Below are 15254 nucleotides of genomic sequence, written 5' to 3'. Positions count from 1 at the left end.
CCGAACAGAAGCAAGACTTCGGCGACAGGACAGTCACTCAGGGGATTGACACCCAACGGCCCATTACAGAAGCACTAAAGTGATTTCAACTCCTCCAATCTTTTCAAAAACGAACAAGCTTTGAAGGATACTGAACGGGTCGCGCAAGCGGCCCTTTTTATTGAGCTGCCGTTCAGCTCGAAGCGGCATCCTCGAGGCAACCGCCTCGTTTCGACGCATCGCCAAGCCGGCAATGCGGCCTTAACGGAGATGGTGAAAAGTTCTTAACCATCGGCCTGTATCGTCCCGCCCCATGTTCACTGCATCTCTCCAGCGCGGCATCGCCGCGGGCATCCTTTCCGCCCTCGTCGTCCTTGGAACCGGACCTGCAGCCCTGGCTCAGGCCCAGCGTTCGACGCAGCCATCCACCCGCTCGGCTCCGGCCAAGCCCGCAGCCAAGCCGGCTGCCGCAGCAAAGCCCGCCGCCAAGACCACGCCGGCGAAGCCTGCTGCAGCGGCGGCCGCCGGAGCGGCGGCGGCTGCTACTGCGGCCAAACCCGCCCGGGCTGCGAGCCCCGGCGGCTCGCTCGTGACGTCCTACGGCGACTGGGAGGTCTACATGGCCCAGAGCGGCCGCTCGAAGATCTGCTATGCGCTCAGCCGCCCCAAGGACTGGACGCCCAAGACCGTCAGCCGCGACCCGGCCTATCTCTTCGTCTCCTTCCGCCCGGCGGAGAACGTGAAGAACGAGGTGGCGTTCGAGTTCGGCTTCACGGCCAAGGAGAACGGCCCGGCCGAGGTTTCCGTGGGCAACACGTCCTATGCTCTCCTGGCCAAGGCCACCAATGCCTGGCTGAAGAACCCGGCCGAGGAAGGCCAGGCCATCGCCACGATGGCCAAGAGCGGCACCATGACGGTGAAGTCGCAATCGGCCCGTGGCTCGAATCTTACCGACCGCTACTCCCTGAACGGCTTCACCAAGGCCCTGGAGCACGCCCGCAAGGAATGCGCTTCCTAAGCCTCCGGGGCGGTTGAAAAACAGCACCCCGATGAGCATCTTCCGGGCTTGAGGCCCGGATTTTGCGTTGAGGCGCTCACGTTTCCGGCGCAATCGTGTTATAAGACCGCCGAACTCCCAACAACGAAGGCATGATCTCCCATGGCGACGGTGCTCGACATCGCCAAGCGCAACCCCAATGCGGCTCCCGTTGCCGTCAGCAATGCCGCGCGCGCGGCCGGGTTCATCGAAAAGACCGCGGAACTGACCGTCGCAGCGGGAGCAGCCCCCGGCGGCGCCTCGCTCGTCGGCCTCACCCGCGACCAGCTGAAGGACTCGCTGGCGGCCATCGGCGTGCCCGAGCGCGAGCTCAAGATGCGCGTGGCCCAGCTCTGGCACTGGATCTATTTCCGGGGCGCGAAAGACTTCGCCGAGATGACCAATATGGGCAAGGAGCTGCGCGCTAAGCTCAGCCAAGCCTATACGCTCGCCCGGCCCCAGGTGGTCTCCGAGCAGGTGTCGAAGGACGGCACCCGCAAGTGGCTCATCCGCATGGCCTCCACCGGCCCGCTCGACAAGGGCGCGGAGATCGAGTGCGTGTACATCCCGGAGGTTGACCGCGGCACGCTGTGCGTGTCGAGCCAAGTCGGCTGTACGCTCACCTGCTCCTTCTGCCACACGGGCACCCAGCGCCTCGTGCGCAACCTGACCTCGGCCGAGATTGTGGCCCAGCTGATCGTCGCGCGCGATGCCATCGGCGACTGGCCCGGCGCCACCCCGCCGGAAGGCGCCTTCGTGCCGAATGACGGCGGACGCTTCGTGTCCAACATCGTGTTCATGGGCATGGGCGAGCCGCTCTACAACACCGACAACGTGGTGGCCGCCATCGACGTCATGTCGGATGGCGAGGGCCTGACCCTCTCGCGCCGTCGCATCACCGTCTCCACCTCCGGCGTGGTGCCGCAGATGGAGCGCCTCGGTGCGGAAGCCAATACCATGCTGGCGATCTCGCTCCACGCCGTGCGCGACGAGCTGCGCGACGAGCTGGTGCCGATCAACCGCAAATACGACATCAAGCAGCTGCTCGATGCCTGCCGTGCCTATCCGGGCCTGTCGAATGCGCGCCGCATCACCTTCGAGTACGTGATGCTCAAGGGCGTGAACGATTCGGACGCGGATGCCCGCACGCTCGTCCAGCTGCTGAAGGGCATTCCGGCCAAGATCAACCTGATCCCGTTCAATCCCTGGCCCGGTTCGAAATACGAATGCTCGGACTGGGAGCGGATCGAGCGCTTCTCCGAGATCGTCTACCGGGCCGGCTACGCCTCGCCAGTGCGCACCCCGCGCGGCCGCGACATCCTCGCCGCCTGCGGTCAGCTCAAGAGCGAGACCGAAAAGCTGCGCGCCCGCGCCCGCATGATGGCCGAACAGGGCATCGGGGCCGAAGGCGTGTATGCGGTGAGGGACGGGGAGTAATCCTGACGATAAGGCCGGCGAAAGCGCCGGCCTTTTCATGTCACCGCACGGGGATCGTCGTTCTGCCCTCCCGTTTCGCCATTGTCGTGGCGGATGATGCTGATGCGGCCGTCGCCCTCAATGAAGGCCTTCTTCACCTGTGCCGGATCGTCAATGCCTTGCTGACGCAGCTGGCTCATCAGTTCCTCGACCGTGACCATCTCCTGACGCATGTTGCGGCGAAGGAACTGGCCGTCCTTGATGAGCTGCAGCGGCGGCGGACGGGTGAAGCGCTGAATGAGGGGAAAGTGGTAGCCGAGCCAGTCGATGGCGAAGTTCCAGAACACAATGGTCAGAACGAGGAGAACGCCTTCGGGGATCGACTTGTACTCGTTCGCCATGGCGTTCTGCGCCGCATCGGCGATGAGAACGATGACGAGCAGGTCGGCGATGCCGATCACCCCCGATTGCCGCTTCATGAAGAAGCGCAGGATCGAAAACAGCACGATGTACATGATCGTGCCGCGCACGACGATCTCCAGGAGGGAGTGCTCCGGCACGAACATCGCGGTCCAATCCACGCCCATATTCATTTCCCCTGCGGCAGCACAGGAGGGAACTAGCGCTGGCCACGAGCTTCGCCACGGTAAAGCCGTGCTTTGGGAAAGCTTTCCGCCCCGGCCCGTGCTATAGACGGCCTATGATCCGCTGGCTCATCCTCATCCCTTTCGCACTCCTCATCGCCATCGGTGCGAGCGGCACGTTCTTCCTCATCGCCTCCATGGTCGATCCGGTGATGGCGCTGCTGACAGGCGACACGCTCTTCGTCGGCTTCTGGTCGCTGATTGATGCGGTGTTTGCAGCAGAAGATCCCGGTCCCATCGTGGAGGACGCGTTCCTGGCGGTCGGCCGGATCATGTTCACGCTGCTGATCTTCCCGCCGCTGCTGGTCGCCATCGTCAGCGAGGTGCTGGGGATGCGCAGCCTTCTCTGGCACGTGCTGGCGACTGCGGTCCTGACCGCGGCGGTGCCGTGGATCCTGCGCGGACAGGCGCGAATCGCCAGCCCGGAGGAATTGCATGTGAGCTTCGTGCTGGGGCTGACCGGAGCGGTTGCTGGCCTCGTCTACTGGGCGATCATCGGCGGACGCGAGCCGCGGCGAAGGGAGCCTACCGCATCATGAGGAAAAGTGGATCCGGTTTTCCACCCGCATGATGCATCAGCCAAGAAGTTGAGCATTGGACCCAAAGCAGGTCCAATGCTCTAACGCGTCGATGTCGTCAGGATCTTGATCGCGAAGACCGAGAACAGGCCGGCGAAGGAATAGTCGATTCCCCGCATGAGCTTCGGCCGGCCGCGCAGGAGCGCGATCACCTTGTCGGCGCCCAGGATCATGAGCGCGCCCAGCGGGGTGTTCAGCACGACGAAGTAAAGGCCGAGAAACAACAGCTTGTCGGCCGCATGCGGATCGCTCGCGTCCACGAATTGCGGCAGGAAGGTCACGAAGAACAGCACCACCTTCGGGTTCGTGAGATTGATGCCGACACCCATGAAGAAGGTCTTCCAGAACGAGACCTCCACCCGCCCCTCGTCCTTCACGCTCAGCGCCGAGCCGTGGCGTACCGCATCGAAAGCCATCCAGAGCAGGTAAAGCGCACCGACGATCTTCAGCACCGTGAAGGCGGTCACGGAGGCCGCCAGAAGCGCCGAGAGTCCCAGCGCTGCAAGCAGCGTATGCACGCAGCATCCCGCCGTCGCGCCCAGCATCGAAGCCATGCCGGCCCGGCGCCCGCCCGACATGGTCTTTGCCAGGAACAGGCTCATGTCGGGACCTGGTGTGATGAAGAGCAGAATCGCCGCCAGGGTGTAGGTGAGCAGGGTGCTGACGTCGGGCAGGAAGGTCATGGGTCGGCTCTGGTCGCTAAGATCGCGGGATCATGCCTTAATCCCGTGTGCACGGCTACCCGAAAGCCGCTTGTTGAAACGCCGCCCCTGCCCCATGTGTTGATCCGGGCAGGGTAAGAAGAACCAAGAACCGCGAAAAGGACAGACATGACCGCATTGCTCTCAACCGGCCGGATCCGCATAGGTCTGATGGGCCTGATCCTGGCATTCGGATTGTCAGCCTGCGGCATCAACAACGTCCCGACCCTGGAGGAGCAGGCCAAGGCCGCCTGGAGCGAGGTGCAGAACCAGTACCAGCGCCGGGCCGACCTCATCCCGAATCTCGTCGAGACCGTGAAGGGCTTTGCCCAGCAGGAGCGCGAGGTGCTGACCCAGGTGACGGAAGCCCGCGCCCGCGCCACGCAAGTGCAGGTCGATGCCTCCACCGTGACGGATCCCGAGAAATTCCGGCAGTTCCAAGAGGCGCAGAACCAGCTCTCCGGCGCGCTCGGCCGGCTGCTCGCCACCGTCGAGCGCTACCCGGAGCTGAAGTCGAACGCCAACTTCCTGGCCCTGCAGTCGCAGCTCGAGGGCACGGAGAACCGCATCGCCGTGGCGCGGCGCGACTACATCTCGACCGTTCAGGCCTACAACACGGAGCTGCGCACGATCCCTGGGCGCTGGATCGCCGGCATCCTCTATCCGGAGGCCAAGCCCATGGAGACGTTCACCGCAACGGCCGGATCGGACCGCCCGCCGCCGGTGAAGTTCTGACGGGATGGGAGGTAATGGCGATCCTCCCTCCCCCTTGCGGGGAGGGATCGAGGGTGAGGGTCGGATCGTCAGAGCTCGATACCTCGTCCAGAACGCATGTGGCCGCTACAGCGGGTTCTGGTTGCGCCGTGCGCTTGGCTGCGCGCCCCCCACCCCTGCCCCTCCCCGCAAGGGGGAGGGAAGAATGGCGGCACTCCTCCTTGCCCTCTTCGTCCTCTTCCTCCCCTTCCCCACCCTCGCGCAAACCTTCCCGCCGCTCACCGGCCGGGTGGTCGATACGGCCAATCTCCTCAAGCCCGAGGAGCGGGCGGCCCTTGAAGCCAAACTGAAGGCGCATGAGGACAGGACCACCGACCAGGTGGTGGTCGCGACCCTGCGCTCCCTGGAGGGCTATGAGATCGAGGATTACGGCAACCGCCTGTTCCGGCACTGGCAGCTCGGCCAGAAAGGCAAGGACAATGGCGCCCTGCTCCTCGTGGCACCGCAGGAACGGAAAGTCCGCATCGAGGTGGGCTACGGGCTCGAGGGCGCCCTCACGGATGCCCTGTCGAAGATCATCATCACCACGGCCATCGCGCCCCGGTTCCAGAGGGGCGACTTCGCGGGCGGCATCGACGCGGGCATCGACGCCATGCTGTCGATCCTCACCGGCGATGCGGACGAATGGCAGCGGAGAGCCCAGGTGCGCGAGGACAGCACCACGGCCATCGACCCCGTCATCGCCTTCATCATCCTGCTGATCCTGTTCTTCCTGATCTCGCGCCTGATGGGTGCTGGCCGCAGACAGGGCATCAGGCATGGCCGCCGCGGTCCCTGGATCGTCACCACCGGTGGGCTGGGAGGCGGCGGCTGGTCGCGCGGCGGGGGTGGATGGTCCGGCGGGGGCGGCTTCTCGGGAGGCGGCGGCTCGTCCGGCGGCGGCGGCGCTTCGGGGAGCTGGTAGATGATCTCAAGCGACGAACAGGCCCGCCTGGCCAGCGTGATCGGCGACGTGGAGGGTGAGACCTCCGGCGAGATCGTTCTCGTGATCGCCGAGCAGGCCGGGCATTACCGGGCCGTTCCCCTGCTCTGGGCTATGCTCGCGGCCCTCGTCACGCCCTGGCCGCTGATCTGGTTCACAGACATCAGCACTTCTCGCATTGCCCTGATCCAGCTCGCGGTGGCGTTGGCATTGAGCCTCGGGCTCTCCTGGCCCAAGCTTCGTTTTGCTTTGGTGCCGCGCTCCGTCAAGCACAACCAGGCGCATGAGGCGGCCTCGCGCGAGTTCCTGCGGCGCGGGATGACCCGCACCCGGGAGAAAACGGGCGTGCTGATCTATCTGGCGCTTGCCGAGCATCATGCCGAGATCCTGGCCGATACAGGGGTGGCGGATCGGGTGGATCCGGGAATCTGGGCGGCCATCATCGCAGACCTGACGGCGGCGATCAGAGCCGGTCGGATGATCGCAGGACTGGAGGAGGCCATCCGGCGCACGGGCGCGATCCTCGCCGAGCATGCCCCTCCCCGCCTCGATGACGTGGACGAGCTGCCTAACAAAGTTATCCTGCTCGATTAAAGCCCGGGGCCTTTCGCAGCGCCGAGGATGAGTCCGGGCTGCGCCGCATCGGTGCCCTGCAGGAGCACCACATAGGCGTCGCCGCCCTTGCGGGCCATGTCGAGCGGCACCTCGAAGCGGGCGGAGCCGCCACGCCATTCGCCGACCCGGTTCAGGCCGCGCACCACATTGGCGTAGGTGATGGTCTTGCCCTTGTTCTCGCCGCGCTCGATCGGCACCGTTTGCGACTTCAGCACCGGCAGGATCCAGATTTCCGCCTCGCGCTGGGTGGTGTCGGGCGTCTCCTCGACGGTGATCGTGATCGTATCGTTCCGCTCAGTGACGACGACATTCACCGGCAGGGTCCTGCGTCCCTTGGTGGTGTATTGGATCGCCTTCTCGACCTGAGCCCGGTCGGACCCGATGGTGGACTTCTTGCCGTTGACGATCATCTGCGGCGTGAAAACCTGCCGGTCGTTGCGGGAATGGGCATAAGCCTTCTGCCGCTCGGTGAAGGCCACATGGGCGAGCGTGTCCTTCCAGCCGAGATAATCCCAATAATTGACCGGCAGCGACAGCGCCACGATGTCCGGCTGGCGGGAAAACTCGACCAGAAGCTCGTCCGCCGGCGGGCAGGAGGAGCAGCCTTGGCTGGTGAAGAGCTCGACCACCGCGCGGGTCGGGTCCGCCCAAGCGGGCTGCAGGAAGGCGGCAAATGCAAGGGCCGCTAGGGTCGCTTTCAATCGGAATACCATGATGTAGGCCATGGAACATGAATTCCGCCTCAAGGTGAACTCACTTTACCTTGAGCGCCAGCGCATCGTGCGAAAAAGTGGATCCGATTTTTCGCTCTCAACGATGCGCTCTTCAACGATTGGAGCATCGGATCAGATCCCAAAATTGGATTCTACTTTTGGGTCCGATGCTTTGGCAGGCACCCGCCAGCGGCGATGCATCCACAGCCATTGCTCGGGGTATTCCCGCACCCATTCCTCCACCACGGCGGTCATGGCCTGCATGGCGCCCTGCACGTTGATGTGGCCGTCGGGATCGCGCGGCAGATCGAGGGGCGGCGTGAGCTGCAGGCGGAATCGGTGGTTGGGCAGGCGGATCACCCGCACCCCGTGGACCGGACAATCGAAGCGGCGGGCGAATTTCCCCAGGATCGGGTTCACCAGGGCCGGCCGGCCCATGAAGCTGACGATCACCCCGCGGGTGAAATGCTGGTCGATGAGCATGCCCAGATGCCCGCCCTTCTCCAGCGCCCCCTGCATGGCAAAGGCCGCGCCCTGGCGGGCCGCTTCGAGATTGCCCATGGTCTCGCTTCGGATCTCATGCAGCACGCGGGCGATGGCCGGATCGTTCGGCGCGCGGAATACCGCCGTGGTATCGAGTCCGAAACGGGCCGCGCAGATCGCCGGCAGCTCCCAGTTGGCGAGATGGGCCGAGAAGATGAGGCCAGGCTTGCCGTCGTCGCGAAGCGCGAGGAAGTGGTCGATCCCGTCGACCTCGGTGCGGCCGGGCACCGTGCTGTCCGGGTCGAAGTCGAACAGCCGCCCGAGATGCGGATATTCGCCGGCGGTGCGCCCGAGATTGTCCCAGGCGGCCATGGCGAGCGCCTTGACCTCGGCGTCCGCCTTCTCGGGGTAGACGGCACGGATGTTGTTCAGAGCCGTCTTGTGGGCGCGCAACAGGGGACCGAAGGTGCGGGTGAGCGCCGCGCCCACAGCACCGGAACGCTCGGGGCCGAGCGCCCGCGCCAGGCCGAAGACGCCGCGCACGACGCCGACCATGACCGTCTCGGTGAGGCGCGAGACGAGGCTGCGGGGGCGGTGGGGTTGCTGCACGTTCTTTTGAATCCTGGCCTGAAAAGAAACTCCCCGCGTCTTTTCGCGGGGAGACGGTTTCGTCAAGGTCTGCCGTCGCGGCCCATTGTTCCAGCGGCCGGCTCCCGGTTCAGAACGTCACGAGCACCTTGCCGAAGACCTTGCGGCCTTCGAGCCGCTCCAGCCCCTTCTGGAACTCGTCGAGCGGGAAGACCGCGTCGATCACCGGGCTCATCCCTTGGGCCATCTTGTCCAGCGATTGGGAGATGTTCTCGATGCGGCAGCCGAAGGAGCCAAAGATCCGGTATTGCTGCTGGAAGAGCTGCATCAGGTTCATGGTGGTGGACACGCCCGAGGTCGAGCCGCAGGTGACGAGGCGTCCGCCGCGCTTGAGGCAGAGCAGGCTCCCGTTCCAGGTCTCGGCGCCCACATGCTCGAACACCACATCGACGCCCTTGCGCTTGGTGAGCCGCCTCACCTCGCCCTCGAAGCGCTCGGTGCGGTAGTTGACCACGTAATCGGCGCCCAGGGCCCTGGCCTTCTCGCCTTTCTCGTCATCGCCCACGGTGGTGTAGACGGTGCAGCCGATGGCCTTCGCCATCTTGATCGCCGCCGTGCCGATGCCGGAGCCGCCCGCATGGACCAGGATCGACTCGCCCGGCTCCAGCTTGGCGTTGTCGAAGAGCATGTGCTGCACCGTGCCGAAGCCGATGGGCGCGCAGGCCGCCTGCTCGAAGGAGACGCCCTTGGGCACCGGGATCACGAGGCGCTCCGGCCGGTTGATCAGCTCGCGGGCAAACCCATCGATATGAAAGCCCATGATGCCGGCGACGTTCTCGCAGAGATTGTCCCAACCTTTCCGGCAGGCCGAGCAATGGCCGCAGGTTTCGGCGCCGTACATGGTGACCGGATCGCCCGCCTTGAACCGCGTGACGCCCTCGCCGACCGCGGCGATCTCACCCGACGCCTCGACGCCCACCGCCTGAGGCATCTTGCGCTTGGCGAACGCCATGCCGCGAAAGCCCCAGACATCAAGGAAGTTGAGCGCCAGCGCCCTCACCCGCACCTGCACCTCGCCGGCGGCGGGCGGCGGCGGGGCGTCGATCTCGGTAATGCGAAGGTCACGGTCGCCGAAGAGCTGGAGGGAGCGCATGAAGGTCAGATCCTGTTCATCGTCATACCCGCACCTGTTGCGGGCATCCACGTCCTAGCCCGTCGCGGTTCTCAAGACGTGGATGGCCGGGACGAGCCCGGCCATGACGGGAAAAACTTGAGACGGCGGCTTAAAGGGCAGCGAGGCGGATGGCAAGTTCCGGGCGCATCCTAGCCCCTACCGCGTCACCTTCCCTTCACGCTCTTTAAGAATGAAAATCGCGCGCTCCCGAACGGAGGCGCTCCGATCCACGGCGAATTTTTGCGTCAGTTGGTCAACCTCATTCAAGGAGGCCCGGTAGCGGACAAGACCATCTGCCGCGACTCTTCGGACCATAGCCGCTTGGTCCGCGGCACCCTGAACGATCAGGGAATCGAGAGAGGCAGGTCTGGCAATCGGTCGCTCCCCATAAGCCACAGCCAGCTTGAAGCGCCCCATTGACTTATCGATCCACTCTTTTCTCAAACCCTCTGGCCATAGGGCCCTCCCTTCAATGAGAGTTCGGAGGGCTAACGCACGCACAGACGGCTGTATTGCTGCCTGGAAAATTTGCAGGAGATAATGGTCCATCTCCTGGTGGCGCAGGGCAAAGGTGAGCGCCTTGCCCACCGGTCCGGTGGCTGCGGTGACAAGTAGCGAAGCTAGGCACTCCATCACATCGGGGCGAGAGAAGGTCTCCTCCAGAATTACAGCCTCTTCGCTCCACCGGTGCCAATCACGGACCCGCGCGAGCAGAATAAAGGCGGCCTTTGCAACGATGTCAGGCGAGGTTTGTGGAAACGCCCTCTCCGCACATGCGAGCGCCTCTTGTCGGACCTCTTTGACCCAATCGTTCAAACGATAGGCGACACAGGTGAACAGGAACGGGCTCTCCAGCGGTCCGTCCAGAGCCTTGAGAGCCGCCTCGCGCAAATACCCGCTGCCGTGGAAGAGGTAGAAAAACTTCAGGAGCGAATGCTGCCGCAGCAGATTGCTTTCCGTCTTTGTCGGCCAAACGAGGCTGAGGAAGTGGGTCCTCTTTCGCCCAGGCTGATGATATAGCCTGCCTTTCAGGTGGATTTCCTTCGCGGCTTGCGGATAGGCGTCGACAGGAAGCTGATGGAGGCCGAGGACAAATGCTGAAAGTGCCTCTTCATCCACCAACTCAGCTGACACTTCGCCCAACCGAGCAACGGCCCTTTGCAGGTCGGGAGGAAGGACAGAACGCCTTCCATGGGTCGTTACGTCTTCGTAGCTGATCATGCCCCTTTATAACATCATCAGCAGAACTAGCTTCTGGGAAGAACGTCTTACCGATGCACGCCCAGCATCGAGGTGAGCCCGCCATCAATCGGCAGCACCGCGCCGGTGATGTAGGCGGCGGGCTCGCTCAGGAGGAAGGCGGCAAGGCCTGCGATCTCCTCGGGCTTGGCGAAGCGCCCGGCCGGGATCTGCTTTTCCATGTTCTCGCGATAGGCGGCGTAAGGCGCCATCATGTCCGTGTCGATGAAGCCCGGGGCGATGACGTTCACGGTCACACCGCGCTTGGCTGTCTCGACGGACAGCGTGCGGCAATAGGAGATCAGGGCGCCTTTCGACGCCGCATAGGCCGCGTTGCCGGGATTGCCCTGGAGCGCCGCCACAGAACCGATGGCAACGATGCGGCCCTGCTTGGCGCGGATCATGCCGCGCATGAGCGCCTTGGCGATGCGGGTGAGCGACCAGAAGTTCACCTGCATGGCGGCTTCGGCCTTGTCCTGCTGCATCATGGCAGCCAACGCATCGTAGGGCTGGCCGGCATTGTGGATGAGCCCGAAGAAGCTCTCGCCCTCGATGCTCTCGCAGAAGGCTTCGAGCGCCGCCTTGTCAGATAGATCGACCTCATGGGCCGTGATGGTGCGGCCAGGATGGGCCTGCATCAGCTCGTCAGCGAGCGCCTTCGCGGCATCACCGGATGAGCGATAGGTGAAGTCGACGTCGTGGCCGGCAGCCACGAGCGCCCGCACGATGGCAGCACCGACGCCCTTGCCGCCGCCTGTCACGAGAACGCGGGTCATGAGTTGAACTCCGACAATTTCCTTCCCCCTTGTGGGGAGGGGCTAGGGGTGGGGGTGCAGGCGCCACGTTCTGAAAGGTTGGCGTTTACACCCCCACCTCCAACTCCTCCCCACAAGGGGGAGGAGGGCTCCACTGCGCCTCCCGAGATAGACTTCACTTCGGCTCGGCCCCGAAGACGAGGCAGGTGTTCTGGCCGCCGAAGCCGAAGGAGTTCGAGAGCACGTAGTTCACCTGCGCATCGCGGGCGACGTTCGGCACCACGTCGAGGGGGATCGCCGGGTCGGGCACCTGATAGTTGATGGTCGGCGCGATGCGGCCGGTGCCGATGGTCATGAGCGACATCACCGCCTCCACCGCGCCAGCGGCCGTGAGCGTGTGGCCGATCATCGACTTGTTGGAGGAGATCGGAACGCTTGCCATGCGCTCGCCGAACACGGCGGTGCAGCTCATGGCTTCCATCTTGTCGTTCTCCGGCGTCGAGGTGCCGTGGGCGTTCACATAATCGATGTCGTCGGGTGCGAGGCCCGCATCCTCCAGCGCCTGGCGGATGGCGGTGATCGCCGGCATGCCATCCGGGGACGAGCGGGTGCGATGGAACCCGTCGCCCTTCTCGCCGCAGCCGAGCACGTAGCCGAGGATTTTTGCACCGCGCGCCTTCGCCTTCTCGGCATCCTCCAGCACGAGGGCCGCGCCGCCCTCGCCCATGACGAAGCCGTCGCGGTTCTTGGAGAAGGGTTTTGAGGCGCCTTCCGGGTTGTCGTTCTGGGTCGAGAGCGCCGAGAGCAGCGAGAAGCGGATGAGCGATTCCGGGTTCACCGAACCATCGGTGCCGATGCAAAGCGCCGCTTCCATCTCGCCGCGGCGGATCGCCTCGACGCCAAGCTGGATCGCGGTGGCGCCGGACGAGCATGCGGTCGAAAGCGAGATCGGCGAGCCCCTGGTGCCGAAGCGGTCGGCCACCCGGTCGGCCACCGTGCCGAAGATGAACAGGTCGTGCCAGGGCTTGAATTCGCCTGAGGCCGCTGCCTTCAGCAGGTCCTTGTAGGTGACGTCGCCCTCCTGGCCCGACGCCTTGGCCAAAGCCTCGCGCTGCGGCCATTCCATCTCGACGGGCGGCACGGCAATGAACAGCGCGCCCGGGAAATCGCTGGACGCCAGCCCCGACTGTCCCACCGCCTCCTCGGCCGCCAGCATGGCGAGCCGCTCGGATAGCATAGGGGCGCAGAAGGGCTCCACATCGACCGAGTCGATGGTGCCGGCGATGGTGGTGCGCAGGCCCTCGGTGGGGAAGCGCTCGATGCGGCGGATGCCGGACTGCCCGGCCGTCAGCGCGGCCCAGGTGTCGCCCTTGCCCTGGCCGAGGGACGTGACCACGCCCATGCCGGTGACGGCGACGAGCGGCCGGCCCTGTTTGTCGCGAAGCGCCATAGCCTTCTCCTCAAGCCTTGGTAAGCCGGATGGCGCCTTCGCCGCGCCAATGTCCGATGGAGGTGACGAGCGCCTCGCTTGGCCCACCACGGGCGATCAGGCCCGCGGCCAGCGCGACGCCGATGGGTGCCTGGGCTTCCATGGTGTGGCCGACAAGATCGCCAGTTGCATGCACGCCAGCGCCGGGTGCGATGTCCTTGAGCGCTGCCCGTTCCTCGTCCGTAATCCCCTTGATGCCGGTAGCGCCGGACAGCACCACATCGGGCTTGGCCCCGAGCTGCCGCGACAGGCCGTGAAGCGCGCCTTCGACGCTGCCCGGCCGACGGCGGCTGCGGTCTGAGGCGACGCCGGCAATCGCGGCAAGCGGCTTTGCCCCACGGGAAGCGGCGTGCTCACGGGATTCGAGCACCAGGAAACAGCCCCCGCTGCCCAGGATCATGCCGCCGCCATCGGCGGAACGCTCCCAGACGGGGGCGTAGGGCTTCTTCCAGAGAAAGCCGCCCATCTCATAAATGAGGAGCACGTCGGGCCGCTCGGCATTGTACGAGCCGCCCACGAGAAAGATGTCGTCCTGGCCCGAAGCGATACGCTCGCGGGCGATGCGGATGGCGTCGACGCCGCTCGATTCCTCACCCATGAAGGTGCGCGAGGCGCCGGTCACCCCATGGACGATGGAGATGTTGCCCGCGAGCAGATTGGAGAGTTGGGCGAGAAAGAGAGTCGGGCGCAGGTCGCCCATGAGGCGCTCGTTGAGGAAGACGCCGGGATTGTCCGCCTGACGCAGTCCCGTGAGGATCTGCCCGTCGACCGCGTAATCCCGTTCGCCGCCGCCAGCCGAGACGATGAGCTGCATGCGGCCTTTCAGAGCCGCATCCTCTTTCGCGCCGGCCGAGTCGAGGGCAAGGCCCGCCGCGTAGCAGCCGAGCTTCTGCCAGGGCTCCATCTGGCGCTGATCGGATTTCTTCGGGATCTGCCGGTCCCACTCGAGGGGAACCGCCGGGTGGACCGGGAAGGGCTCGAAACTGGCCGTATCCGTGTTCGGAGCGCCGCCGGCCAGGGCCGTCAGATGCGCCTCCAGGCCTTCTCCGGCCGAGGAGACGAGGCCCACGCCCGTAATGACCACATCCCGCATCACACACTCTCCTCGAGAAGACCGATGCGCCTGGCTTGCGCGCGCATCAGGCCGTCCATGCCATCGGGGAAGGGCATGATCCGGAAGCGCAGCTCCGCGTCGCAGATCGGCTTGCCCTCGGCCGCGATCCTGGCCTTGGTCACCGCATAGCCCGAGCCCTCATGCTCCAGCTGCGCCGTGACGGTGAGCACCGTACCCGGTCCGACAAAGGTGCGAAAGCGCGCCTTGTCGACGCCCATCAGAAACGGCATGTGGGTGAAGCCCATCAGGCCCAGCACGAGATAGCCGGAGGCCTGGGCCATGGTCTCGGTGAGGAGAACGCCGGGCACGAGGGGGTGGCCGGGGAAATGCCCTTCGAAGACAGGGCTTTCCTGGGGGACCACGGAGGTCACCTCGATCCGCTTGGTCTCGCGGTCGAGGGCCGTCACCTGGTCGATCATTTCAAAATATTCGAGGCGCATCCGGCTCTCTTACCCTCTTGCTCCCGGCAAGTTCAATGGGAAGAGAATCCATGAGGCGGGGCGCTTGATGGATCGCCTCTTCGAGCCGGCCTCAATCAGCCGGCCCGCCGGGATATGTTGGTCAATCAGGCCTGCTTGGCGGCCACCAGCGCATCGATGCGCGCCACGAGGTTCTTCAGGACGAAGTACTCCTCGGCCGGGGCCTTGCCCTCGTTCACTTCCTGGGTCCACTGCTCCAGGGGCAGCTTGATCCCGAAAGCCTTGTCGATGGCGAACGCGATGTCGAGGAAAGCGAGCGAGTCGATGCCCAGATCCTCGATGGCGTGGCTCTCGGGCGTGATCTGCTCGCGCGGGATATCGGCGGTTTCCGAAATGATGCCGGCGACGGTCTCGAAGGTGGACGACATGACGCCGCTCTCCTGAAATGCTTGTTGGTCTCAACGATGCGGCGCCGGCAAGCTTGAGAAGGCCGGGGTCCAGACGCTCTTGTCGTCGAGGAGGGTTGTTTCGAAGCGCACCCCTTACACGACAGGCGCCTGACCGGCAACCGATTGGTTGCATCGGGTCGAATCGGCCCTGCCCGAGGAGCTGGAA

Annotated in this window: 17 protein-coding genes; 6 read left to right on the top strand and 11 right to left on the bottom strand. The window is 64.9% G+C overall.

Annotated elements, in window-relative coordinates; translation table 11 throughout:
* Nucleotides 1–292: 292 nt before the first annotated feature.
* Entirely contained in the window at nt 293–997 is a 705-nt protein-coding gene (locus JQC81_RS19000) for an invasion associated locus B family protein (RefSeq protein ID WP_203273345.1), read from the top strand.
* A 141-nt stretch (nt 998–1138) separates the two neighbouring features.
* On the top strand, nt 1139–2452 hold the full coding sequence (gene rlmN / locus JQC81_RS18995) for a dual-specificity RNA methyltransferase RlmN (protein WP_210347217.1): 1314 nt from the start codon (nt 1139–1141) through the stop codon (nt 2450–2452).
* Between the two features lie 35 nt (nt 2453–2487).
* Here rlmN and JQC81_RS18990 read toward each other — a convergent pair whose 3' ends face one another.
* Nucleotides 2488–3018, bottom strand: a complete 531-nt coding sequence (locus JQC81_RS18990; RefSeq protein WP_203273344.1) for a DUF421 domain-containing protein — start codon at nt 3016–3018, stop codon at nt 2488–2490.
* 113 nt (nt 3019–3131) lie between these two features.
* On the opposite strand from JQC81_RS18990, the gene JQC81_RS18985 reads away from it, so the two are divergent.
* The gene (locus tag JQC81_RS18985; protein ID WP_203273343.1) at nt 3132–3614 is read left to right on the top strand and encodes a hypothetical protein; all 483 of its coding nucleotides are present in this window, start codon (nt 3132–3134) and stop codon (nt 3612–3614) included.
* Nucleotides 3615–3694: 80 nt separating this feature from the next.
* Here JQC81_RS18985 and JQC81_RS18980 read toward each other — a convergent pair whose 3' ends face one another.
* Nucleotides 3695–4336 carry a LysE family translocator gene (locus tag JQC81_RS18980; protein ID WP_203273342.1) on the bottom strand — a complete coding sequence of 214 codons (642 nt, stop codon included), beginning with the start codon at nt 4334–4336 and terminating at the stop codon, nt 3695–3697.
* Nucleotides 4337–4483: 147 nt separating this feature from the next.
* Here JQC81_RS18980 and JQC81_RS18975 point away from each other — a divergent pair, with 147 nt between their 5' ends.
* The 3 genes from JQC81_RS18975 to JQC81_RS18965 all read left to right on the top strand — a co-directional run bounded on the left by JQC81_RS18975 (nt 4484) and on the right by JQC81_RS18965 (nt 6644).
* Entirely contained in the window at nt 4484–5089 is a 606-nt protein-coding gene (locus JQC81_RS18975) for a LemA family protein (RefSeq protein WP_203273341.1), read from the top strand.
* A 184-nt stretch (nt 5090–5273) separates the two neighbouring features.
* A complete protein-coding gene (locus JQC81_RS18970) occupies nt 5274–6032 on the top strand; it encodes a TPM domain-containing protein (protein WP_203273340.1) in 759 nt (252 codons plus the stop codon).
* On the top strand, nt 6033–6644 hold the full coding sequence (locus tag JQC81_RS18965; RefSeq protein ID WP_203273339.1) for a TPM domain-containing protein: 612 nt from the start codon (nt 6033–6035) through the stop codon (nt 6642–6644). It begins immediately after the preceding gene.
* On the opposite strand, the gene JQC81_RS18960 is transcribed toward JQC81_RS18965, so the two are convergent.
* The 9 genes from JQC81_RS18960 to JQC81_RS18920 all read right to left on the bottom strand — a co-directional run bounded on the left by JQC81_RS18960 (nt 6641) and on the right by JQC81_RS18920 (nt 15067).
* Entirely contained in the window at nt 6641–7390 is a 750-nt protein-coding gene (locus tag JQC81_RS18960; protein ID WP_246520522.1) for a DUF1223 domain-containing protein, read from the bottom strand. The two genes, JQC81_RS18965 and JQC81_RS18960, sit on opposite strands and share 4 nt — an antisense overlap.
* A 120-nt stretch (nt 7391–7510) precedes the next feature.
* Entirely contained in the window at nt 7511–8470 is a 960-nt protein-coding gene (locus tag JQC81_RS18955) for a lipid A biosynthesis lauroyl acyltransferase (RefSeq protein ID WP_312887555.1), read from the bottom strand.
* A 109-nt stretch (nt 8471–8579) separates the two neighbouring features.
* Complete coding sequence (locus JQC81_RS18950; protein ID WP_203273338.1) at nt 8580–9602, bottom strand: zinc-binding dehydrogenase; 1023 nt, start codon at nt 9600–9602, stop codon at nt 8580–8582.
* 177 nt (nt 9603–9779) lie between these two features.
* The gene (locus JQC81_RS18945; protein WP_203273337.1) at nt 9780–10844 is read right to left on the bottom strand and encodes a hypothetical protein; all 1065 of its coding nucleotides are present in this window, start codon (nt 10842–10844) and stop codon (nt 9780–9782) included.
* A gap of 47 nt (nt 10845–10891) precedes the next feature.
* Nucleotides 10892–11638 (bottom strand): SDR family NAD(P)-dependent oxidoreductase, encoded by a 747-nt coding sequence (locus tag JQC81_RS18940; protein ID WP_203273336.1) that lies wholly within the window; start codon nt 11636–11638, stop codon nt 10892–10894.
* Nucleotides 11639–11792: 154 nt separating this feature from the next.
* Nucleotides 11793–13067, bottom strand: coding sequence for a beta-ketoacyl-ACP synthase (locus tag JQC81_RS18935; RefSeq protein WP_203273335.1), 1275 nt, complete (start codon nt 13065–13067; stop codon nt 11793–11795).
* Nucleotides 13068–13077: 10 nt separating this feature from the next.
* Nucleotides 13078–14199 carry a beta-ketoacyl-ACP synthase gene (locus JQC81_RS18930; RefSeq protein WP_203273334.1) on the bottom strand — a complete coding sequence of 374 codons (1122 nt, stop codon included), beginning with the start codon at nt 14197–14199 and terminating at the stop codon, nt 13078–13080.
* On the bottom strand, nt 14199–14660 hold the full coding sequence (locus tag JQC81_RS18925; RefSeq protein WP_203273333.1) for a 3-hydroxyacyl-ACP dehydratase FabZ family protein: 462 nt from the start codon (nt 14658–14660) through the stop codon (nt 14199–14201). Before JQC81_RS18925 ends, JQC81_RS18930 begins: the two co-directional genes overlap by 1 nt.
* A gap of 125 nt (nt 14661–14785) precedes the next feature.
* The gene (locus JQC81_RS18920; protein ID WP_009490841.1) at nt 14786–15067 is read right to left on the bottom strand and encodes an acyl carrier protein; all 282 of its coding nucleotides are present in this window, start codon (nt 15065–15067) and stop codon (nt 14786–14788) included.
* Nucleotides 15068–15254: the final 187 nt, after the last annotated feature.

The sequence above is a fragment of the Microvirga arabica genome, assembly GCF_016811235.1.
GTDB lineage: Bacteria > Pseudomonadota > Alphaproteobacteria > Rhizobiales > Beijerinckiaceae > Microvirga > Microvirga arabica.
Note: the sequence above shows the minus strand (reverse complement) of the source record. Positions and strands in the feature narration are given on the sequence as shown.

Coding starts and splice junctions, on each gene's coding strand:
- JQC81_RS18925 (WP_203273333.1), bottom strand. CDS start 14,660: ATGCGCCTCGAATATTTTGAAATGATCGACCAGGTGACGGCCCTCGAC.
- JQC81_RS18965 (WP_203273339.1), top strand. CDS start 6,033: ATGATCTCAAGCGACGAACAGGCCCGCCTGGCCAGCGTGATCGGCGAC.
- JQC81_RS18975 (WP_203273341.1), top strand. CDS start 4,484: ATGACCGCATTGCTCTCAACCGGCCGGATCCGCATAGGTCTGATGGGC.
- JQC81_RS18945 (WP_203273337.1), bottom strand. CDS start 10,844: ATGATCAGCTACGAAGACGTAACGACCCATGGAAGGCGTTCTGTCCTT.
- JQC81_RS18950 (WP_203273338.1), bottom strand. CDS start 9,602: ATGCGCTCCCTCCAGCTCTTCGGCGACCGTGACCTTCGCATTACCGAG.
- JQC81_RS18935 (WP_203273335.1), bottom strand. CDS start 13,067: ATGGCGCTTCGCGACAAACAGGGCCGGCCGCTCGTCGCCGTCACCGGC.
- rlmN (WP_210347217.1), top strand. CDS start 1,139: ATGGCGACGGTGCTCGACATCGCCAAGCGCAACCCCAATGCGGCTCCC.
- JQC81_RS19000 (WP_203273345.1), top strand. CDS start 293: ATGTTCACTGCATCTCTCCAGCGCGGCATCGCCGCGGGCATCCTTTCC.
- JQC81_RS18930 (WP_203273334.1), bottom strand. CDS start 14,199: ATGCGGGATGTGGTCATTACGGGCGTGGGCCTCGTCTCCTCGGCCGGA.
- JQC81_RS18940 (WP_203273336.1), bottom strand. CDS start 11,638: ATGACCCGCGTTCTCGTGACAGGCGGCGGCAAGGGCGTCGGTGCTGCC.
- JQC81_RS18960 (WP_246520522.1), bottom strand. CDS start 7,390: ATGGCCTACATCATGGTATTCCGATTGAAAGCGACCCTAGCGGCCCTT.
- JQC81_RS18990 (WP_203273344.1), bottom strand. CDS start 3,018: ATGGGCGTGGATTGGACCGCGATGTTCGTGCCGGAGCACTCCCTCCTG.
- JQC81_RS18985 (WP_203273343.1), top strand. CDS start 3,132: ATGATCCGCTGGCTCATCCTCATCCCTTTCGCACTCCTCATCGCCATC.
- JQC81_RS18920 (WP_009490841.1), bottom strand. CDS start 15,067: ATGTCGTCCACCTTCGAGACCGTCGCCGGCATCATTTCGGAAACCGCC.
- JQC81_RS18980 (WP_203273342.1), bottom strand. CDS start 4,336: ATGACCTTCCTGCCCGACGTCAGCACCCTGCTCACCTACACCCTGGCG.
- JQC81_RS18970 (WP_203273340.1), top strand. CDS start 5,274: ATGGCGGCACTCCTCCTTGCCCTCTTCGTCCTCTTCCTCCCCTTCCCC.